This is a genomic window from Actinoplanes flavus (genome assembly GCF_017592555.1).
GTDB lineage: Bacteria > Actinomycetota > Actinomycetes > Mycobacteriales > Micromonosporaceae > Actinoplanes > Actinoplanes flavus.
Genome location: NZ_JAGFNS010000013.1, coordinates 175,794 through 196,554 on the forward strand (window position 1 = coordinate 175,794; position 20,761 = coordinate 196,554).

General features: G+C 71.2%; 20 protein-coding genes. 8 read left to right on the top strand and 12 right to left on the bottom strand.

Features of this window, described 5'->3' with window-relative positions; all coding sequences use genetic code 11:
- Window positions 1–75: 75 nt before the first annotated feature.
- The 3 genes from J5X75_RS21325 (at window position 76) to J5X75_RS21335 (ending at window position 2,990) form a co-directional block, all read left to right on the top strand.
- Window positions 76–735, top strand: coding sequence for a TetR/AcrR family transcriptional regulator (locus tag J5X75_RS21325; RefSeq protein ID WP_208469195.1), 660 nt, complete (start codon window positions 76–78; stop codon window positions 733–735).
- A gap of 39 nt (window positions 736–774) precedes the next feature.
- A complete protein-coding gene (locus tag J5X75_RS21330) occupies window positions 775–999 on the top strand; it encodes a DUF3107 domain-containing protein (protein WP_208469196.1) in 225 nt (74 codons plus the stop codon).
- Between the two features lie 221 nt (window positions 1,000–1,220).
- A complete protein-coding gene (locus tag J5X75_RS21335; RefSeq protein ID WP_208469197.1) occupies window positions 1,221–2,990 on the top strand; it encodes a DEAD/DEAH box helicase in 1,770 nt (589 codons plus the stop codon).
- 66 nt (window positions 2,991–3,056) lie between these two features.
- Here J5X75_RS21335 and J5X75_RS21340 read toward each other — a convergent pair whose 3' ends face one another.
- Window positions 3,057–3,713, bottom strand: a complete 657-nt coding sequence (locus J5X75_RS21340) for a biliverdin-producing heme oxygenase (protein ID WP_208469198.1) — start codon at window positions 3,711–3,713, stop codon at window positions 3,057–3,059.
- A 106-nt stretch (window positions 3,714–3,819) separates the two neighbouring features.
- Between J5X75_RS21340 and J5X75_RS21345 the strand changes: the two genes are divergently transcribed.
- Window positions 3,820–4,959, top strand: coding sequence for a class I SAM-dependent methyltransferase (locus J5X75_RS21345; RefSeq protein WP_208469199.1), 1,140 nt, complete (start codon window positions 3,820–3,822; stop codon window positions 4,957–4,959).
- Here J5X75_RS21345 and J5X75_RS21350 read toward each other — a convergent pair.
- On the bottom strand, window positions 4,952–6,016 hold the full coding sequence (locus J5X75_RS21350) for a DUF8832 domain-containing protein (protein ID WP_238488690.1): 1,065 nt from the start codon (window positions 6,014–6,016) through the stop codon (window positions 4,952–4,954). The two genes, J5X75_RS21345 and J5X75_RS21350, sit on opposite strands and share 8 nt — an antisense overlap.
- Before the next feature lie 61 nt (window positions 6,017–6,077).
- Complete coding sequence (locus J5X75_RS21355; protein ID WP_208469201.1) at window positions 6,078–6,290, bottom strand: heavy-metal-associated domain-containing protein; 213 nt, start codon at window positions 6,288–6,290, stop codon at window positions 6,078–6,080.
- A 109-nt stretch (window positions 6,291–6,399) separates the two neighbouring features.
- On the opposite strand from J5X75_RS21355, the gene J5X75_RS21360 reads away from it, so the two are divergent.
- The 3 genes from J5X75_RS21360 to J5X75_RS21370 all read left to right on the top strand — a co-directional run bounded on the left by J5X75_RS21360 (window position 6,400) and on the right by J5X75_RS21370 (window position 8,535).
- Window positions 6,400–7,020, top strand: coding sequence for a hypothetical protein (locus J5X75_RS21360; RefSeq protein ID WP_208469202.1), 621 nt, complete (start codon window positions 6,400–6,402; stop codon window positions 7,018–7,020).
- The gene (locus J5X75_RS21365) at window positions 7,017–7,970 is read left to right on the top strand and encodes a nucleotidyl transferase AbiEii/AbiGii toxin family protein (protein WP_208469204.1); all 954 of its coding nucleotides are present in this window, start codon (window positions 7,017–7,019) and stop codon (window positions 7,968–7,970) included. The genes J5X75_RS21360 and J5X75_RS21365 overlap by 4 nt, the downstream gene beginning before the upstream one ends.
- Window positions 7,971–8,079: 109 nt before the next feature.
- Window positions 8,080–8,535 (top strand): GNAT family N-acetyltransferase, encoded by a 456-nt coding sequence (locus J5X75_RS21370; RefSeq protein ID WP_208469205.1) that lies wholly within the window; start codon window positions 8,080–8,082, stop codon window positions 8,533–8,535.
- A 285-nt stretch (window positions 8,536–8,820) separates the two neighbouring features.
- Here J5X75_RS21370 and J5X75_RS21375 read toward each other — a convergent pair whose 3' ends face one another.
- Entirely contained in the window at window positions 8,821–10,953 is a 2,133-nt protein-coding gene (locus tag J5X75_RS21375) for a RecQ family ATP-dependent DNA helicase (protein ID WP_208469298.1), read from the bottom strand.
- A 380-nt stretch (window positions 10,954–11,333) separates the two neighbouring features.
- On the opposite strand from J5X75_RS21375, the gene J5X75_RS21380 reads away from it, so the two are divergent.
- A complete protein-coding gene (locus tag J5X75_RS21380) occupies window positions 11,334–11,732 on the top strand; it encodes a hypothetical protein (protein WP_208469206.1) in 399 nt (132 codons plus the stop codon).
- An 18-nt stretch (window positions 11,733–11,750) separates the two neighbouring features.
- On the opposite strand, the gene J5X75_RS21385 is transcribed toward J5X75_RS21380, so the two are convergent.
- The 8 genes from J5X75_RS21385 to J5X75_RS21420 form a co-directional block, all read right to left on the bottom strand.
- Window positions 11,751–12,476: an SDR family NAD(P)-dependent oxidoreductase gene (locus tag J5X75_RS21385; protein WP_208469207.1), complete on the bottom strand. Its 726-nt coding sequence runs from the start codon at window positions 12,474–12,476 to the stop codon at window positions 11,751–11,753.
- Window positions 12,477–12,519: 43 nt separating this feature from the next.
- Entirely contained in the window at window positions 12,520–14,250 is a 1,731-nt protein-coding gene (locus J5X75_RS21390) for a serine/threonine-protein kinase (RefSeq protein ID WP_208469208.1), read from the bottom strand.
- Between the two features lie 93 nt (window positions 14,251–14,343).
- Window positions 14,344–15,837 (bottom strand): fused MFS/spermidine synthase, encoded by a 1,494-nt coding sequence (locus J5X75_RS21395; RefSeq protein ID WP_208469209.1) that lies wholly within the window; start codon window positions 15,835–15,837, stop codon window positions 14,344–14,346.
- A gap of 21 nt (window positions 15,838–15,858) precedes the next feature.
- On the bottom strand, window positions 15,859–16,866 hold the full coding sequence (locus J5X75_RS21400; protein WP_307798182.1) for a coiled-coil domain-containing protein: 1,008 nt from the start codon (window positions 16,864–16,866) through the stop codon (window positions 15,859–15,861).
- Window positions 16,867–16,929: 63 nt separating this feature from the next.
- Window positions 16,930–17,703: an SDR family NAD(P)-dependent oxidoreductase gene (locus tag J5X75_RS21405; RefSeq protein WP_208469210.1), complete on the bottom strand. Its 774-nt coding sequence runs from the start codon at window positions 17,701–17,703 to the stop codon at window positions 16,930–16,932.
- A 199-nt stretch (window positions 17,704–17,902) separates the two neighbouring features.
- Window positions 17,903–18,736: an inositol monophosphatase family protein gene (locus tag J5X75_RS21410; protein ID WP_208469211.1), complete on the bottom strand. Its 834-nt coding sequence runs from the start codon at window positions 18,734–18,736 to the stop codon at window positions 17,903–17,905.
- Entirely contained in the window at window positions 18,729–19,181 is a 453-nt protein-coding gene (locus J5X75_RS21415) for a response regulator (RefSeq protein WP_208469212.1), read from the bottom strand. The genes J5X75_RS21410 and J5X75_RS21415 overlap by 8 nt, the downstream gene beginning before the upstream one ends.
- Window positions 19,178–20,755: a sensor histidine kinase gene (locus tag J5X75_RS21420; RefSeq protein WP_238488692.1), complete on the bottom strand. Its 1,578-nt coding sequence runs from the start codon at window positions 20,753–20,755 to the stop codon at window positions 19,178–19,180. Before J5X75_RS21420 ends, J5X75_RS21415 begins: the two co-directional genes overlap by 4 nt.
- Between the last annotated feature and the right edge of the window lie 6 nt (window positions 20,756–20,761).

Below are 20,761 nucleotides of genomic sequence, written 5' to 3' on the forward strand. Positions count from 1 at the left end.
CGACCGCGACATGAGCCGATCCGGGCAAACCAGGAAGCCAAACCGCGGGGACCGACCCCCTGGAGGTTCACAGAAATGACCGCTGCGTCCGGCGGGCAACAGACCGCACGACCCACCCGCCTGCCCCGATCGGCGCGACGCAAGCAGTTGCTCGCCGCCGCGCAGCAGATCTTCGTCGCGCACGGCTACCACGCCGCCGCGATGGACGACATCGCGGAACGGGCCGGCGTCTCGAAGCCCGTTCTCTACCAACACTTCCCCGGCAAGCTGGAGCTCTACCTGGCCCTGCTGGACACGCACTGCGACGCGATAATCGCCAAGGTGCGCGGAGCCATGCTGGCGTCCCCGGACAACAAGGACCGGGTGAAGGGCGCCGTCCGGGCGTACTTCGACTTCATGGACCACGAGAGCGAGGCGTTCCGGCTCGTCTTCGAGTCGGACCTGCGCAACGACCCCCAGGTCCGCCAGCGGGTGGAGCGGGTCGAGCAGGGCTGCATCGCGGCGGTGACCGACACCATCATCTCGGACACCGGTCTCCGGCCGGACCAGGCCGAACTGCTCGCCTCCGGCCTCGCCGGGGCGGCCGGACAGGCGGCACAGTTCTGGCTCGCCAACGGCCGGCGTACGCCCAAAGCTGAAGCCGAAGCGCTCGTAGCTGCACTGATCTGGCGTGGGATCGCCAGCTTCCCGCTGCAGGGTGGTTCAACTGCCGGTACGGCCCCGGAAATCGGATAGCCTTTCGATCGGGTAGACGGATTTCTTGAGGAGGGCTCCGTGGAGGTCAAGATCGGCGTGCAACAGTCGCCGCGTGAGCTTGTGCTGGAGAGCGCTCAGACTCCGGCGGAGGTCGAGCAGGCCGTGACGGAGGCTCTGGCCAAGGACGGCGTCCTGACACTCACCGACGAGAAGGGCCGCAAGGTGATCATCCCGGTCGCCAAGGTGGCCTACGTGGAGATCGCCGAGGCGTCGCACCGCCCGTTCGGTTTCACCACTCGCTGAGTTTCATCACGGGAGGGCACCCTGGTCTCAGGGTGCCCTCCCGTAACTCTCTCTTGGATGCGTCTGCTAGCAGGTCGGGTAGAGTGGCCTGAGTCGCCGTCGATCTGTCGAGTCGACGGCCAGCGTGTGGCCCGCTTTCGAGCGTGCGGCCCGCGCCTATACGAGACCGCGCCCCAGAGCTTTTCGACGGGCGCACCACGAGAGGGCACCCGTAAAACTTCATGACCGACAATGAGCAAGCTCTAGTCCCCGTCACCACCCGCGCGCCGGTCCGTCCCGACAGCCCCACCTTCGCTGAGCTGGGCGTTCGCGCCGAGACGGTGGAGGCTCTCGCCAAGGCGGGCATCACTCACGCGTTCGCGATCCAGGAGTACGCACTTCCGATCGCACTGCGCGGCACCGACCTGATCGGCCAGGCCCCCACCGGCACCGGCAAGACCCTCGGCTTCGGTCTGCCGCTGCTGGAGCGGGTCACCGCCCCGGCCGAGGGCGCCACCGGGCAGCCCCAGGCCCTGATCGTCGTCCCCACCCGTGAGCTGGGTCTCCAGGTGGCCCGCGACCTCGCCGCGGCGGGCAGCACCCGGGGTGTCCGGGTTCTGCCGATCTACGGCGGGGTGGCGTACGAGCCTCAGGTCGAGGCGCTCAAGAAGGGCGTCGAGATCCTGGTCGGCACCCCCGGCCGCCTGCTCGACCTGTGCAAGCAGAAGCAGCTGAAGCTGAGCTCGATCCAGGCCCTGGTGCTCGACGAGGCCGACCGGATGCTCGACCTGGGCTTCCTGGAGGACGTCGAGAAGATCCTGGCGATGATCCCGGAGCAGCGGCAGACCATGCTGTTCTCGGCCACCATGCCGGACCCGATCGTCGCCCTGTCCCGGCGGTTCCTGCGCAACCCGGTCACCATCCACGCCGGGCACACCACCGAGAGCGGCCCGTCGCCGCTCACCAAGCAGGTCGTCTACCGCACCCACCCGCTGAACAAGCTGGAGATGGTGGCGCGCATCCTCCAGGCGCGCGAACGGTCCCTCACGATGATCTTCACCCGGACCAAGCGGGCCGCCGACCGGGTGGCCGAGGACCTCGACTTCCGCGGGTTCGCGGTCGCCGCCGTCCACGGCGACCTGGGCCAGGGCGCGCGCGAGCGGGCTCTGCGGGCGTTCCGCAGCGGCAAGATCGACGTGCTGGTGGCGACCGACGTGGCGGCCCGCGGGCTGGACGTCTCGGGTGTCACCCACGTGATCAACTACGACTGCCCCGAGGACCCGGAGACCTACACGCACCGCATCGGCCGCACCGGCCGGGCGGGCGCCACCGGTGTCGCGGTCACCTTCGTGGACTGGGAGGACATGCCGCGCTGGGTGCTGATCGACAAGTCGCTCGGCCTCAGCATGCCGGAGCCGCCGGAGACGTACCACACGTCGCCCGCGCTCTACGCCGACCTGGAGATCCCGGCCGACGTCTCGGGCACGCTGCCGACCGCCGAGCGCAGCCGGGCCGGGTTGTCGGCCGAGGTCGAGGAGGATCTCGGCGGCGGTGGGCGGCGCGGTAACGGCCGCGGCCGCGGTCGTGGGCGCTCCCGCGGTGGCGACTCCGGGCCGTCGTCCGAGAGCACCGGTTCGGCTTCGCCGTCCCGCGACGGAGGCGAGCGGCCCCAGCGGCAGCGTCGCCGGCGGCGGGTGGTCGAGGACGCCGAGACCCTTCCCGGTACGCCGTCCGGCGCCTCCGAAGCGCAGGAGACGGCCCCGTCCACGGTCTCGGAGGAGCCCGCTCCCCGCACCCGGACCCGTCGCCGCCGGACGGCCGCCACCTCGCTGGTCTTCTCCGAGGGCGACGCGGCGGCTCCGGAGTCCGCTCCGGCTGCCGAGCCCGCCGCCACGGATGCAGCGGGCTCACCGGAGTCGCCGGACTCGTCGGATGCCTCGGACGAGGCCGCTCCCCGGCGGCGCCGTCGGCGTACCACCCGCACCGCCGCGCCGTCGGACGCTGACGCCTGACCTTCCCAGCCTGGATCCTGGACGATCGCCCACCCCTTCCGGTGGTCGATCGTCCAGGATCCGCTGTCAGGTCCAGCCCTCCCACAGCTCGCCCAGCAGGTCGATGTTCAGGCGGAACGCGGCGGACACCTCACTCACGAAGGCGTCCTGCTCGGCAGGGCTCCACCGGACGGCGTTGAGCCGCTCCCGGTAGCGGGCCCGGAACAGCGCCGGGTCGACGCCCTCGAACACGAAGAACCGGTAACCGTGACGGCGGAACCCGTACGCCGCGACGACCGCCCGCCCCAGCCACTGCCCGCCGGAGAGGTCACCCAGATAGCGGGTGCAGTGATGGGCCACATACCCGGTGGCCCGGTCGAACGCGGCGCTGCGGATCCGCGTGCAGTAGGTGGTCGTGGCCGGGAGCGCGGTGATCCGGCTCTGCCAGCGCGGCCCGAACAGGAACCGCAGGTCCGACTCGAGCGACGGCATCCGGTACAGCTCCGGGTAGACGAACCGCCGGGCCACCGGATCGGCGGCCATCGCGTCGGCGGCCAGCTCCAGCGACTCGTAGATGAACCAGTACTGGGCCAGCAGTTCGGCGTACGCGGCCATCGGCAGTCGCCCGGAGGCTATCCCGTCGATGAACGGGCTGCGCCGCGCCGCGGCGTGCTCCTGTCTGGTGGCCTCCCGCAGGCGGGCGGTGAGCAGCGTGGGCGCGGAGGAATCGGCGAGGAACGACATGTGCGGGGCACCTCGTCTTCTTCTTCGGCATCGATCAACTTAACCGTCGCCGCACGCCGTCCACAGCCCCGTGGGGACATCCCGGGCGCCGGGCAGAATGGAATCCATGCCAGAACCGCTCGAATCAGTCCTCGCCGAGGTGCGGGAGCTCCTGCTCGCACCGGGCCTCACCCGGGCCGTCGCGGCCGGCCGGCGCCGCGGGCACATACCGTCGGTGACCCGGGCCCAGGTGCGGCCGGTCACTCTCAAGCACGGGCGGAAACTACAGATCGTCACCGATGACGGGGCTCGGCCGTACACGCGAAACGTCGCGCCCGGCCCGGAAGCCGCCGCGGCGGTCGACGAACTGCTGGCCGAGCCGTTCGGCAACTGGCACGTGGAGACCGAATCGGCCACCGTGCAGGTGCGGATCACCAAGAAGGGCGACGCGCAGGTGCACCGGGCCGGAGCCGTCGCCGCGCCACGTGCCGCCGAGGGCCACGACCGGGCCAAACAGTGGCTGCTCGATCCGGGCGACCCGCTGTTCTCGGTGGTCGGCGGCACCGCGGCGAAACGCCGCCAGATCGACGCCTTCCTGCGCGCGCTCGCCGCGACCCTGCCCGACGAACTGCCGACCCCGCTGCGCGTCGTCGACCTCGGCTGCGGCAACGCCTACCTCACCTTCGCCGCCTATCGATATCTGTCCGGCCGGGGCGCGCACGTCCAGGTCGTGGGGGTCGACGTCCGCGAGGATCAACGGGTACGCAACAGCGCCGTCGCCGCCGAACTCGGCTGCTCCGCCGAGGTGACGTTCGTGGCCGGGACCATCGAGGACGCCGAGCTGCCCTTCCCGCCGGATCTGGTGCTCGCGCTGCACGCCTGCGACACGGCCACCGACCAGGCGCTGGCCCGGGCGGTCGGCTGGGAGGCCCGGTGGGTGCTGGCCGCCCCGTGCTGCCACCACGACATCGCGGCCCAGCTCAAAGGCGGTGCAACCCCTTCGCCGTACGGGGAGGTGACCCGCCACGCGATCCTGCGGGAGAGGTTCGCCGACGTGCTGACCGACTCGCTGCGGGCCGCCCTGCTGCGGTTGCGTGGCTATCGGGTGGACGTGGTCGAGTTCATCGACTCGGCGCACACCCCGCGCAACCTCATGCTGCGGGCCCGGCGGACCGGCGCGGCACCCACCGCCGAGCAGCGGGCCGAGTACGACTCGCTGACCGCCCAGTGGGGCGTGACGCCGGCCCTCTCCCGGATGCTCAGCTGACGACCACGGTCCAGGCCGCCGTGGAGACCTTCCCGGCGACCTGGAAGTCGAAGAACATCCGGTAGGTGCCGGGACTCGGCGCCGCCAGCCAGAACTTGACCTTGCCGTCGACCAGCTGAGTCTCCGGGTGCACGTGGACGTAGCCGAGGTCACCCTGGCGCAGCACCACCAGGTGACCGAAGGCGCCCAGGTACGGCTCGACCGTCACCGGGCGGCCGGCCGAGTCGGTCACGGTCATCAGCAGCGGCTGGGTGGACTCGGTGACGGGCGTGCCCTCGTACCCCACCTGGAGGCCGTCGACGGTGGTGGCCCGCGCCGGATCGGGCAGGGTGACCGGCGTGTAGTCGCCGGCGACCGTCAGGTCGCTGCCCAGCGTGGAAACCAGCCGCTCACCGCCGACCACCGCGGTGAAGTCGGCGATCATGCGGTAGACGCCGGGTTCGGCCAGCGTGAGATCGACACTCCACGTGCCGTCGGCCGCCATCACCGGGTGTAGATGCTGGAAGCCGGTCAGATCACGGCGGATCACGATGAGATGCAGCGGCTTGTCGTGCACCACGTCGTAGGTGGTGACCGGCGCGCCGCCCGGGCCGTTGATCGTGAAATCCAGCCGCTGCGGACGGCCGCCCGGGAACGTCGTGATCAGCGGGGTGAGGGTGAGGCCGTCCCCGCTGAGCGAGAGGCCACCGACGGCGGCGCCCCGGCCGGTCGAGCCGATCGGTGCGGTGGTGCCGTGGGTGTGCGGCTGGCTCTCGTCGAAGGCGGAGGCCGTCGGGGTGGGTTGCCGCGTGCCGGCCGGGGTCGCGGCCTGGGGGTCCGTCGTGCCGCCGTTGAGCCGGCCGAGCCCGTAGCCCGCGAAGAGCACGACGACCAGCAGAGCCCCGATGGCCGCGAACCGGAAGCCGGGGGTGGCGGGTGCGCCGTCTCCCCCACCCATCAGCCCGAGACGCGGCGCGCCGGAGTCCGCTTCCGGGCCGTCCGTGTTCGGTTTCGGGGTGCGGTCGGGGTGCGGCTCGCGCGTACCCTCGATTTCCGAATTCTCGTCTTTTATGGGCATTGATTCGGATGAGTGACGCTGTTCGGCCGGCCTGCGCCCGACCGGAGTGGCCTGCGTCTCGTCAGGCATCCGCGAGCTCGTAGCCGGCTTCGTCGACCGCCTCCCGCACCGCCTGCTCGGCGAGCGGTGTCTCGCTGGCGACCGTGACCCCGCCGGAGGCGAGATCGACCTGCACGCTGGTGACGCCTGGCAGGGCGGACAACTCCTGGGTCACCGACTGCACGCAGTGCGAGCAGGTCATGCCTTTCACGGTGTAGGTGCTGGTGACAGCCATGATGGGACCCCTTCCACCCGTCGCCGGAACCCCGCCGGCTCCCCCGTGAGCCTACCGTCCGCCGGTTCCGTGGCCCGGAGATGTCATACCCCACGGTTAGCGTGCGGGCGTGAGCCGATACGAGATCCATCTGACGGTCGTGGCCGATGCCGACGATGAGCGGCTTCGATCGTGGGCGACGGCCCGGGGCGTGCGATACACCCGCATCCTGCTCGACCGGGGCGACCATGCCAGCCAGCCGATGCTGAGCTGGCTCTCCGACGGCACACCGGTCTCGGCGGAGGCGGACGCCCGCCGGGTCGCGGCCACCCTGCGAACGGACGGCTTCCCCGTCACCCGGCTCAAGGTCGAAGCCGCCGCGTCCGGCGGCGAGGCGCCCCGCACCGCGGCCGACGCACGGCCCGGCCTCTACTTCGAGCATCACGTCAAGGTGCTGCTGCCCGCCGGAGCCCCGCTGGATCCGGTCCGTGAGCTGGCCGTCCGGCACGGCGCTCACCTGTCCCGCAATGCCCGGCGGACACGGCCCGACGGCGTGCAGGAGAGGTTCGTCACTCAGCGCTGCTATCGGGCGGGCCGGCCGGAGGCGACCGCGGCGCTGGCCGGGCTGCTGGCCGCCGTCGCCGGAGCGGGCCTGGAGGTGGCCGAGGTCGAGGAGGAGTATGTGCTGGTAGACGACAATCCGGGTCTGGACGGCGGCTGGTTCGACGACCCGTCGGGCAGCCCGGCGTGACCGCGCACCGGGCCGCTCTCGATCACATCATCGGGGTGGTCGCCGAGCAGCCGTGGGCGGAGTGCCTGGTGCTGCGCGGCAGCATGACCATGGCCTCGTGGGTGGGTGACGCGGCTCGGCCACCGGGCGACATCGACTGGGTGGTGTGGCCGCCCGACGCGATGCCCGTGGACTATCTGGATCCGTACCCGGCTCTGGATCGCACCGACGTCCCCCAGCACTGGCCGGCGGCCGCCCGGCACCTGCCCTGGACGTTCCAGGAGATCGACACCGACGGCCCACAGTCCGCGTCGGCTCCGGATCATGCGAGCTGGGTGGCCGGAGCCCAACCGGACGAGGTCCCCGATCCGGTCCACGACCGGCTCCAGAGACTGCTGGCCGCACACCCCCGGGCGTCCGGCGGCGTGACCCTCGACGCGAGCCGGATCGTCCACGAGGCGACCTGGGACTACACCGTCAGCTGGTCGGAGTATTCGAACATTCGCATGTTCGCCGGCAGCCGCGCCCGCATGGTGATCCCGTGGACGGCGCCGGGCGGTGAGATCGGAAGCGCCCGGATCGACCTGGCCTACGACGAGGTGATGGCCGATGCGGTGGTCCGCACACCCATCCGGCGCGCCGACGGGCAGCCACCGACCATGGCGTGGACGGCGAGCCGCGAGCTCTCCCTCGCCTGGAAGCTGCACTGGCTGACGGCCGACCAGGCCACCGAGGGCGTCTCCGCGATGAAGGACGTCTACGACGCCGTGCTCCTGGCCGAACTGACCGGGATGTGCCTGTCCCGCCGCCTGCGCCGTCTGGTGCTCAGCGCCGAGGGCGCGGCCCGTCTGCTGGCCCCTTCCGAGATCCCGACATGGGTGCTCGACACCCCGCCACCCGGCGGCGGCACTCCCGGCCCCTGGCTGGCCCGTCTGGCCACCGCGGTCGACCGGTTGATCCTCCAGCCCTGACTTTCGGCCGGCCCCCGGTGCCCAATAGTCAGGATCGGCGGATCGTCCCATCGGCCGCTGTGACACCATGCGACCGGCCCCTTGCGGAAACGTCACAAAGGAGGAGTCGATGGAAGATCTGATTCAGGGTGGGTATGTACTGACCGCCGACCCGAAACGGGTCGACTTCACCCGGGTACACCGTTGGCTTGCCGAAGAGTCCTACTGGGCGGCCGGCCGCTCCTACGATCTGGTGGCCCGCTCCATCGACGGCTCCCTGCCGTATTCGATCTTCGCCGGCACTGAACAGGTGGGCTTCGCCCGGGTCGTCACCGACGGCGCCACCTTCGCCTGGATCTGCGACGTCTTCATCGACGGCACTCACCGGGGCCGCGGCCTGGGCAAATGGCTGATCGACTCGATTCTGGCCGACCTCTCCGAACGCGGCGTCCAGCGTTTCCTTCTGGCCACCAGGGACGCTCAGGAGGTCTACCGCCGCTCCGGATTCGCCGAAATCGAGGGCGCGCACCGTTTCATGGAGATCGACCGCCGCCCCACCGCAAAAGCCATCCTCGGCAGAGCCTGACCCCCGACCAGCCGGCCCGCGAGCCACGCCACAGCTCCCAGGCCACCCGACCAGCCGGATCACGGGTTGCCGGACCGACTCGGCAGCAAGGCATCCACCCACCTGGCTCCCGGGCCGCGCGACTGGACATCAGCGCTGTCTCAACGGATTGAGACAGCACCACGACCAGCTGGAACCGATCGGCTGACCCTCAGCGCTGTCTCAACCGGGCTGAGACAGCGCTGATGTCCGCCTGAACAAGATCAGCCGTTGTCCGGACATGCCTTCCGGACGAAGTGCGGCCGGTCAGCCGGCTACGGCCAGGGCCAAGGGCAGGACGCCTGGGGCGCCCGCCTTGCGGAGGGCACGGCCGGCGAGAGCCATCGTCCAGCCGGAATCGACCAGATCGTCGACCAGGAGGACCGGGCCGGACAGAGTGGCCAGGTCAGTGGCGATCTCTGGTGGGACGGTGAAAGCGTCGTGCAGGGCACGAACCCGCTGGGCGCTGTTGCCGCGATGACCGCTGGCGTCTCCGGGCGTCGTCGACTCCAGCATGCCCAGCATCGGCAGGCGCCCGACGGTGGCGATGTGCTCGGCGAGGCTGTGGATAAGTTGTGGATGACGCTGTGAATAGACGGAGACGACCGCGGCTGGGCGCTGCTGCCAGGCATCATCTCCCCTGGCCCAGGCCTTGAGGACCTCGACCACGGCACCGGCCAGGTCGGAGGTGATCGGCGCGTCCGGCGACTCGGGTGAGACCGCGGCCCGCAACCGGCCACCCCAGCCGAGGTCCGACAGGCGGCCCACGGCACGGCCCGGCTCGATCTGCTCGGCGGGACCGATCCGGCCCTTCAGGTTGACGCCGACGGCGGCCAGACCGGTGGGCCACATCTTCTTCGGCGCGATCTCGGTGCCGGGACGGCCCAGGAAGGCCTCGGCCGCGGCGAGCGACGGCGCGGACACCTCGGCGTCGAACAACGGCCCGGCACAGTTGTCGCACCGGCCGCATGCCGCCGCGCCGGGGTCGTCCAGGCAGCGGCGGAGGAACTCCATGCGGCAGGTGGGCGTCACCGCGTACTCGATCATGGTCTTCTGCTCGGCCTCGCGCGCCTCGGCGACCCTTCGAAGCCTGGCCTCGTCGTAGGTCCACGGCTCTCCGGTGGTGAGCCAGCCTCCGCGCGTGCGGCGCACCGCGCCGTCCACGTCGAGAACCTTGAGCATCAGCTCCAGCCTGGTGCGGCGGAGGTCGACCAGCGGCTCCAGTGCCTGTGTGGACATCGGCTGGTCCGGTGAGAGGCGCGCCAGCACCGCTCGCACCTGGTCCTCCGGCGGGAACGCCAGCGAGGCGAAATAGCGCCAGATCGCCGAGTCCTCCGGACCGGGCAGCAGCACCACCTCGGCGTGCTCGACCGCGCGGCCGGCCCGGCCGACCTGCTGGTAGTAGGCGATCGGCGAGGGTGGCGCGCCGAGGTGGACGACGAATCCGAGGTCGGGTTTGTCGAAGCCCATCCCGAGGGCCGAGGTCGCGACCAGTGCCTTGATCTTGTTGGTCAGCAGGTCCTGCTCAGCGGCCCGGCGCTCGGCGTCCTCCACCTGGCCGGTGTAGGACGCCACCTCGAAGCCACGGGACCGCAGGAAGTCGGCGGTCTCGGTGGCCGCGGCGACCGTCAGCGTGTAGACGATGCCGGAGCCCGGCAGGCGCTCCAGGTGATCGGCGAGCCAGGCCAGGCGGTGTGCCGGATCCTCCAGGCGCAGCACGGCGAGCCTCAGCGAGTCTCGCTCCAGGGTGCCACGCAGCACCAGCGCGTCGCCGAGCTGGTCGGCGACGTCGGCGGTGACCCGCGCGTTGGCGGTGGCCGTGGTGGCCAACACCGGCGTCCGCGTCGGCAGGCCGGCCAGGAAGGTACGGAGTCGCCGGTAGTCGGGCCGGAAGTCGTGCCCCCAGTCGGAGACGCAGTGTGCCTCGTCGACCACCAGGAGACCGGTGCTGCGTGCCAGGCCGGGCAGGACGTTGTCACGGAAGTCCGGATTGTTGAGCCGCTCCGGGCTGATCAGCAGCACATCCACCTCACCGGCACGGATCTCGTGCTCGATCAGGCTCCACTCGTCGAGGTTCGCCGAGTTGATGGTGCGCGCCCGGATCCCGGCGCGAGCGGCCGAGTCGACCTGGTTGCGCATCAGGGCGAGCAGCGGGGAGACGATGACCGTCGGCCCGGCTGGGCTGTCTCCCGACCGGAGCAGGGCGGTGGCCACGAAGTAGACCGCCGATTTGCCCCACCCGGTGCGCTGCACGCACAGGACCCGCCGTCGGTCCACGGTGAGCGCCTCGATCGCCCGCCACTGGTCCTCCCGCAGCACCGCGTGCTCCCCGGCGAGCCGGCGGAGCACCTCCTCAGCGCGCTCTCGCACGACCGCCCGCTCGGCCTCGCCGGCCGCCATCCGCGTCGTCTCAGTCACCCGGCATGTCTATCAGCCCGCCGTGGCCATTCCCGAGTTATCCACAGTACGGAGTTGTCCACAGCCCGAAGGCACGATTCGAGCGGCGCCTCGCCGATCCGGGCCATGCTCCTGGTCGTTCAAGCGGATCGATCGGGGGTCGCCATGCGGATGTCATGTGGGAGAGCGCAGCGGGCCGTCCCGGCGCGGAGCGGGGTCCGCCCGGCGGAGGCGGGGCCCCGGCCACCACCAGGCCGGGCCGGCTGCGGCCGGCCCGGTGTGGAGGCCGGCCGTGGTCGGCGGATTCCTGCCCCTGGTCACGCGCGTGGGGTGGTTCGGAGAAGACGGCGACCCATCGCCGTACGGATGAAAGTCTCGATGACATGACCAAAACGATCGCCGAGAAGCTGCTGATCAAGCCGAATTCGACCGTCTGGCTCAACGAACCGGCCCGGCTTCCGCTGCTCACCCCCATGCCGGAGGGTGTGCGCGAGACCGGCACGCTGGCGACGGCGAGCACGGCCGTGCTGTTCGCGGAGAATGCCGAAGGCGTCCGGGGACAGCTGGCCCAGCATCGCACCGACCTGGACAAGCCGGCCGCGTTCTGGATCGCCTATCCGAAGGGCAACAAGGCCGACATCAACCGGGATTCGCTCTGGCCCATCGTCGCCGACTTCGACATGCGGCCGTGCGGGCAGGTGGCGATCGACGAGCGCTGGTCGGCGCTGCGGTTCCGGGCCAATCGTCCCGGCGAGGGCCGCTTCACCGGTGGTGCGGAGTGAGCGGCCCGCCGCCGTCCGCTAACGCCCCAGGACGGTGCCTCCGTTGACGTTGATGATCTGGCCGGTGACGAACCCACCACCCGGGCCGACCAGCCAGCGGACCGCCTCGGCGATGTCGTCCGGGACACCGGCCCGCTTCACCAGGGAGGCGTCGACGCGCGCCTGATGTCCTTCCGGGGTCATCCGGCCGTCGAAGAATTCACTGTCGGTGACGTAGCCCGGCGAGATGACGTTCGCCGTGATGCCTTCGGCACCGAGGGAGGTGGCCAGATCCAGCCCGTACCCGTGCAGTGCGGCCTTGGCCGCGGAGTAGGGCCCGCCGCCGCCTCGCTGGGCGGCGATCGAACTGGTGAGGATGATCTTCCCGCCCGGCCGGCGGAGATGCGGAAGGAGCGCGGTGGTCATGAGGACCGCGGAGAGCACGTTCGAGTCGAGGTTGGCGTGCCAGCGGGCCGCCACGCCGTCGAGGGTTCCCTCGTCACCGGAGATGTACGCTCCCGCGTTGTTGACCAGCACGTCCACCGCACGCCCGGCCACCGCCTCGACCACCGCGGGCACCTGGGCCGGGTCCGAGACGTCCGCGGTCACGGCGGTGGCCTGCGGTCCGATCCACTTCACCGCGTCGGCGAGCACCTCGGCCCGGCGCCCGACGATGATCACGTCGAATCCCTCACCGGCGAGCATGCCGGCCGTCGCCTTGCCGATCCCGGTTCCGCCGCCGGTGACCACTGCGAGTCTTGTCATGACCTTGACCCTATCGGCGGGGTGTCGACGGAGCGGGGATCCGTCACAGCGCCAGGGAGAAGCCGTTGGCGCGCTTGGCGGCCGGAGCCGGGGCGGCGCCGGTGCCCGGCCGGGGCGCTCCGCCACGCCTGGCCGGGACGCGTTTGCGCTGCTGGCTGGTCTTCGGCTCGGGTGCGCGTTCCTCGATCGTCGTGTTGACCGATTCGCTGCCGGGTGGGTCCGGCCCGGTCGCGCCCATGACCTCGGCGCGGCACGGTTGCCCGTTCAGCGCGAAGGAGAGCGGCAGCGGGTTCCGCTGCCGGTAACCGCCGTGCAGGGTGACCGCCCGGCTTCGACCGCGACCGGTGAGCACCACCCGCCGGCCCTGCTGGGTCACCGCCTGCGGTGTGGCCGCGAGCCGCTGGCCGCCGGGGTAGGAGAACTCGACTCGCCAACTGGACGTCTCGGTCGTGATCACGCTCAGTCTCGCCTCGAAGTAGCCGCCGGAGTCACGCCGTACCTGGTAGCGGACGGTGCAGCGGACCCGGCTCGGCCCGTCCACCGCGGAACCGCCGGTGCCGGTGGCGGCGGTGCTCGCGGGCTCCGCCATCTCCCGTCGCGCGGACCAGTTGAGCAGCCCGGAGGCGAGCAGGACCACGGTGGCCAGGGCGGCGATCGCCGAGCGGCGGTCCCGCAGCCGGTGCGGGGGCGTCAGGGCACGGCTGCGGCGGCTGCCGATGAAGAGACCGGCACCCAGAGGCCGTACCGAGTCGAGCCGGAGGACGGCCCCCAGGCGCAGACCGGCCCGGAGGCGCAGGGTGGCGGGCGAACCGAGACAGGCACGGACCCCACGGCGTATCCCGGAGCGGTCGCGGGCCACCGGCACGGTCGCCACCGCCCGGGCCGCGGGCCGCTCGCCCCGGCGCAGCGGCGGAATGATCGGGCGCAGGCCGACGGTCGCGGCCAGACCCCGGGCCACCTCGGCGGCGGCGGGGCGATCGGTGGGGCTCTTGGCCAGACAGCGCAGGCACAGTTCGGTGACGACGGCCGGCATCCCGGGAAGGTCCGGGATCGGCTCGGGATCGGCGTAGAGGTGGGCGCGCAGGGCCTCGGTGGTGTTCTCGGCGGGCCACGGCATCCGGCCGGTGAGCCCGCGATAGAGCAACAGGCCGAGGGCGTAGACGTCGGTGGCCGGGGAGACCGAGGAGCCACCGAGACGTTCCGGGGCGAGGTAGGCCGGAGTGCCGAGCAGGCTGCCGTCCGGGGCGGCGTCCCGCTGGCCCACCACCGCGGAGATCCCGAAGTCGACGATCTTCGCGCCGGCTCCGGTGAGCATCACGTTCGCCGGGGTGACGTCCCGGTGCACGACACCGCGGGCGTGGGCGGTGGCCAGCGCGGAGGCCACCTCGGTGACGATCATGACGGCTTCCCGCCACTCGAGCGCCCCCTGACGGCCGAGCCGGGAGCCGAAGGACTCGCCGTCGTTGAGTTCCATGACGACGTAGGGGACGGTCAGCCGGTCCGAGATCGGGGCTTCGCCGAAGTCATGGATGCCGGTGATGTGGGGGTGACAGAGCCGGGCCGCGGCCAGGGCCTCCTGGCGCAGGCGGTCACGGAAGGTGCGGTCCTCGGCCAGCCCGGGTTCGAGGACCTTCACGGCGACGTCGCGACCGAGGATCTCGTCGTAGCCACGCCAGACCACCGACATTCCGCCGGTGCCGAGCTTCTCGATCAGGCGGTACCGGCCCGCGAGACGGGGCGATCCATCGTGACCGTTTCGCTCCGTATGCCCCATGCGCCGATTCTCGCCCGAGTTACCGGCGGTCCGGTGCCGCACACCGAAACCCGCTCGGAAACGCTCGCCGGCCGATTCCGGGAGGCGGACGGGTCAGCCGGCGAGGAGCTGGTCGACCGGAGCGTAGTCGTCGGTGAGGACGTGGGCGTCGCCGACGAAGCCGGCCAGCTCGGCACCGGTCAGCAGGGCGGGTGGCGCGTCGAGCCGGGCGAGCGGAGCCCGGAGCGCGTCGATCGGCAACGGGTCGTGGGAGGCCAGGATGACGAAGTTGTCGCCACGCTTGCCGGCGATGGCGTCCGGTGGGGCGATCAGGGCGACGTGCGGGAAGGCGGCCGCCACGGTGGCCGCTTCGGCACGGATGAAGCGGTTCGGCGGGTAGTCGATCACGTTCTGGGCATAGACGCCACCGGGGCGCAGAACCCGGGCGATGTCGTCGGCCATCTCCCGGGTGGCCAGGTGCCACGGCACCACCAGGTGCCCGAAGGCGTCCCCGACCACCAGGTCGTAGGCGGTGTCCGGCCGCTCGGCGAGCCCGACACGCGCGTCACCGACCCGGACCCGCAGATCGGAGCCGGTGGTCAGGCCGAGTTCCCGCTCGTCCAGACCGACCAGCCCGCCGTCGAGTTCCAGGACGAGTTGCTCGCTGCCCGGCCGGGTGGCGCGGAGATAGTTCGGGACGGTGAATCCGCCACCGCCCAGGTGCAGCGCGTCGATCGGGGCGCCGGGCGGTTGGAGCACGTCGGTGACGGCGCCGATCCACTGCACGTAGTCGAACTCGAGGTGGGTGGGGTCGGTCAGGTCGACGTACGAGTGGCGGGCCGAATTGAGGATCAGGGTCCGTCCTCCCTCGCGCGCCGGATCCTGGACCACGCTCGCACAGTGATAGGCCGTCTCCACATCGCAGGGCGTGGGCGAGACCGCGCCGAGCCCGGCTCCGGCGAGCCCCACCACGGCCAGCGACGCCCGGATCCGTGGGTTGCCGGGCAGGTCGCGGCGCAGCCACCAGCCGAGCGCCACACCGCTGACCGCGAGCAGCACCGCCAGGCTGAGGATGATCACGCTGCTCGGCATGGCCGCGACGAAGACGAAGCCGGTCACCAACGTCGCGGTGATCGCTCCGAGGGTGCCGATGCTGGACAGCCGGCCCACCACCGAACCGGCCCGCCGCAGATCGCCGAGTTGCAGTTTCACCACCATGGGGGCGATCGCGGAGAGCACCAGGGCGGGCGGGAAGACGGCCAGTGCGGCGAGCATCAGCACGGCCGGGGCAGCGCCGCCGCGCAGCAGCTCGCCACCCCAGCGGACCAGCGGCAGGGTGAGCGCCGTCCCGATCGCACCGAGGATCAGCGCCGGGGCGAGCAGGGTCCGCGGGTCGAACCTGTCGGCGAGGCGGCCGCCCACCCAGGCGCCGTAGGCGATGGCGGCCAGCGAGACGCCGATGACCGAGCTGCTGACCTGCAGGGTCACGCCGACATAGGGCCCGACCAGGCGGAGGGCGACGATCTCCAGGACCAGGACGGCTCCGCTCGCGCCGAAAGCGAGGGCGGTGGCCAGGGCCGAGGGCAGGGCTCGCGGCTGCTTCTCCACCGCCGCGATGCTACCGGGGTCTCAGAGCATGGAGAGGTGTACGTGGTTGGTGTGTACCGCCGCGGGGCCACCACTCGCGCTGTAGGCACGCCAGCCGGTGCTCGGCATCCAGATCTGGCGGTACCAGATCACGTACATGACGCCGAGCTCGTCCGCGTTCTTCACGTAGAACGCGGCGAGCCGGTCACCGTACGACTTGTCGCCGCCGGTGGCCGCCACGTTCTCGAAACCGCCCGAGGCCGCCGAATGGTCGCAGGCCCGGCCCTTGGGGTGCTCACCCGACGACCGCTCGCTGAAGCACACCGTGTAGCGCTTGAACCCGGCCGCCTGTGCCTGCTGGTAGGCGTGCAGCGTCCGCGGCGTGATGCAGCCGCCGGAGGTCGGGTCGTCGACCGTGCACGACTCCTTCGGCCAGGAGCCGTCGGAGTTGCGCGGCGCCGGGTCGGCGGCCGGGGAGTTCGGGTCGACGAAACCGCCGGCCGCCCCACCGCCGACCTCGGCCAGCGCGACCTCGGCCTGCTGCTTCCGCTTGGCCATCACGTTGACCTGGCGCTGCTGCTCCTTGATCTCGGCTTCGAGGGCGGCCTTGGCGCGCTTCGAGTTGTCGATCTCGGTCCGGTAGCCGGCCAGGGTGGCGCCGTCCATCTGGGCGAGCATGTCGAGGCTTTGCACCCGCTCGATGAAGCTGCCCGAATCGGAGCTGTTGAGCAGGAGGGTGACCGTGTTGATCCGGCCCATCTGGTAGGCGCGGTTGGCGACCGCGTTGACCTGGCCGGTGAGGGTCTCCGCGTTCTCCTCGGAACGCTTGAGCGCCTCGGTGAGCTGCTTCTGCCGCTTCTTGGAGCCGGCCAGCTTCGTCTTCGCCTGGTCGTAGCCCTTGGCCGCGGCCTCGAGCGCCGCCCGCAGCTTCTTGGTGCCGCCCTCGGGGTCGGCCGACGCCGGAGCCGCTGGCAACGCGATGACCACCGCGAACGCGGCGGCGATGATCGCGAGCAGGGCGGTACACCGGCGCGGGAGACTGACCGCCACAGGAACCTCCAAGTCGTAAGCGCCGGTACTTTACCGTGTCGGAGCAGGCGAAAGGGAGATCGATCAGGTAGCCGAGTATCCACCGTCGACGAAGAGCGTCTGACCGGTTACCGCCTGACCGGCCTCACTCGCCAGAAATACGACACACCCGGCGAAATCTTCCGGAACTCCGTTGCGACCGATCATCGTACGGCGGGCGTGTGCCGCCACTTTCGTGGGATCGGCGAAAACGATGTCGGTGAGTGGCGTGTGGACCACTCCGGGGGCGATGGCGTTGCAGCAGACGCCGTGCCGCGACCACGCCTCGGCCTGCGAACGGGTAAGGCCGACGAGCCCGGCTTTCGCCGCTCCGTAGGCGCCGCTGTTGCCGTACGCCCGGAAAGCCTGCTGCGAGACGACGTTGATGATCCGGCCCCAGCCTCGCCGGGCCATCGCCGGGCCGAACGCCTGGCTCAGGAGAAACGGCGCGGTCAGGTTGGCGGCGAGAGTGACGTCCCAGACGTCGTCGGTGAGTTCGTCGAGCGGCGGTCGCAGGTTGATCCCGGCCGAATTGACCAGGATGTCCGGCTCGCCGTACCCGTCGTTGATCCTGCTGATGACGGCCTTGACGGCGGCCCGGTCGGCGAGATCCGCGGAGATCGCGTGGGCGTCGGCACCGTGGCCACGCAACTCGGCGACCACCTCGGCCATCGGGGCTTCGCGCCGGGCCACCAGCACGATCCGCGCGCCGGCACGGCCCAGGGCGAGGGCCATCGCGCGCCCGATCCCGGAGCTGCCGCCGGTCACCACCGCGGTCCGCCCGCTCAACCCGAAAAGCTCATCGAGGTACGAGGACATGCCCGCACCCTAGATCCACAACCCCGCCCACGGGCGCCCGCCGAATGTGACCGTCCCCTCACCCGAAAGAGGCGACCCGCCGAGCGAGGCCCGGGAACGCGGACTGAGGAGGCGGACCGGGGACGCGGACTGGGGAAGCCGCCCGAAGACGCGACCCGCAGACGCCGCCCAAGGAAGCGACCCGGGGAGGTGGGATCCGTCAGGTGGGGTCGGTCGGTGGGGGGCCGTCCGGGAAGAGGGTGCCGTGGACGGTGCGCCAGATGTCCTCGTTGGCGGCGACCAGCAGGCCGCGCCGGCGGTCGGTGGGGCGGTAGTCGGCACCGTCCAGGTGGCGGGCCACGCCGCCGGCCTCGTGGACGATCAGGGTGCCGGGCACGTGATCCCACGGGAGGATCCGCCAGAACATCGCGAACTGCTGTTCGTCGGTGGCGACGGCCGGGTACTCGTACCCGGCGCAGTGCCGGCCGGCGGTGTGGCCGCCGAGGCCGGCGGCGTTGGCACGGACCCGTTCCCGCAGATCGTCCGGCAGGTACTTGTGGGCGATCACGCCCTGCAGCCCGGTCGCGCCCGGGTCGTCGGCGCGGGTCTTCACGCGTACGCCGTCGCGGTAGGCGCCGGAACCCGCCTCGGCCACCGTCAGGTGATCACCGATCACGTCGAGGATCCACGCCGCGCAGGTCTCCCCGTCCCGCAGCAGGGCGACCATCACGCAGAACGGCGTCTTCCCGGCGGCGAAGTTGTTGGTGCCGTCGACCGGATCGACGATCCACACGGCGCCGCTGCCGCCGAGCCGGTCCCGGACCGTGGGGTCGGCCGCCACGGCCTCCTCGCCGACCACCACCGAACCGGGCAGCAGCGCGGTGAGCCCGCGGGTCAGCGCCCGCTCGGACTCCTGGTCGGCGATGGTGACCAGATCACCGGGCGCTTTCTGCTGCACCTCGTCGTCGGCCAGGCGCCGGAAACGCGGCAGGACGACGGCGTGCGCGACCTCACGAATCAGCTCAGCGACCTGATCGAGAACCTGATCAGGCACGTGGCGGCAACTTCACGACGCTGACGAAGAACTCGTCGATCTGCCGGATCACCGCGATGAACCGCTCGAAGTCGACCGGCTTGGTGACGTACGCGTTCGCGTGGAGCTGGTAGCTGCGCAGGATGTCCTCGTCGGCGGAGGAGGTGGTGAGCACGACGACCGGAATACGGCCCAGGTCGCCGTCCTTCTTGATCTCGGCGAGCACCTCACGGCCGTCCCGCTTCGGCAGGTTGAGGTCGAGCAGGATGAGGTCGGGCCGCACCGCGTCGGCGAACGGGCCCTCCTGCCGCAGGTAGGCGAGCGCCTCGGCCCCGTCGGAGACCACGGTCAGCCGGTTGCGGACCTTGTGCTCCTCGAACGCCTCCTGTGTCATCAGCACGTCACCGGGGTCGTCCTCGACGAGCAACACCTCGATCGGCGTGCCCGGTTCTCTCTCCGTGCTCATGTTTCGACCACCTCTTCCGCGCTCTCGAGCGCCTCGGCGCCTGGCAGTGCCGGGAGCGTGAAGTTGATCGACGCACCCTCGGGGACGTCGACGTCCAGCCAGACCCGCCCGCCATGGTATTCGACGATCTTCTTGACGATCGCCAATCCGATGCCGGTCCCCTCGTACGCGTCCCGGGCGTGCAACCGCTGGAAGATCACGAAGACCTTGTCGGCGAACTCGGCCTCGATGCCGATGCCGTTGTCCCGCACGTTGACATGCCACTCACGGCCCTGGAGCTCGGCGGTGATCCGCACGACCGGCGGCACATCGGGCCGGCGGAACTTGAGCGAGTTGCCGATCAGGTTGACGAAGAGGGTGGTGAGCAGCGGCTCCTCACCCTCCACGGTGGGCAGTCCGCTCCAGCTGATCTCCGCGCCCTCGCCGGCGCGCGTCTCCAGCTGCGACTTGACTTCGGCGAGCACCTTGTTCAGGTCGACGTCGGTGAATCCGGTGGTGAGCCGGCCGATCCGGGAGAAGGCGAGCAGGTCGTTGATGAGCCGCTGCATGCGCTGCGCCCCGTCGACGGCGAAGGCGATGTACTGGTCGGCGCGCTCGTCCATTTGTCCCGCGTACCGTCGCTGGAGGAGCTGGCAGAAGCTGGCCACCTTGCGCAGCGGCTCCTGGAGGTCGTGCGAGGCCACGTAGGCGAACTGCTCCAGGTCGCGGTTGGACCGGGTCAGCTCCTCGGCCTGCGACTGCAACTGCTGGTTGATCCATTCGACCTGCTGGCGCGCCTCCCGGACCTCGCTCAGTTCGCTGGCGATCTGCTGCCGCATCCGGTCGATGTCGGCGGCGAGGCCGGCCAGGTCGGGTGAGCCGTAGCGGCCTTCGATGTGCCGGTCGTAGTCGCCGGCCGCGACCTGCCGCACCTGTCCGGCGAGGTCCAGGATCGGCCGGCTGACCAGGCGGTCCAGCAGGAGCAGCAGGAAGGCTCCGGTGAACAGGATGATCACCGCGGCGGCGATCTCGATGGCCACCATCGCCTGGCTGGAGTCGCGGGCGGCGTCCGCCGAGCGGGCCCGCAGTTCCAGGATGCGGTCCTGCATCACCTGGACGGCGGCGCGGACCTCGTCGAACTCGCGGGTGCCGGACGCTTCGATCCGCTGCTGGGCCGCCTCGGTTCCGTCGCCGCGAACGGTCTGGATGAGCGGTTCGGCCACCTTGACGCGCCAGGCGACGGCGCGTTCCCGGACCACGTCGAGAGCGGCGCGGATCTCGCTGTCCCCCGGCTCCAGGTAGCTCTCGATCCGGCTGATCTGCAGGCTCTCCTGCGCCAGCCCGTTCCGGTACGGCTCGAGGTTGTGTTCCTGCCCGGTGATGGCGTAGCCCCGGACGCCGGTCTCCTGGTCGACGAGCGCGGTGTTCAGGGTCTCGCCGGCGGCCCGCATCGGGTTGACCCGGTCGAGGATGTCGTCGACCTGCTGGTTGTTGGCGGCCGCCGTGATCGCGGCGACCACGCCGAGCCCGCCGAGCAGCACCCCGGCGGCGCCGCAGAGCGCCACGATCCGAACCCGCAGCGTCCAGGCTCGCATCCGGTT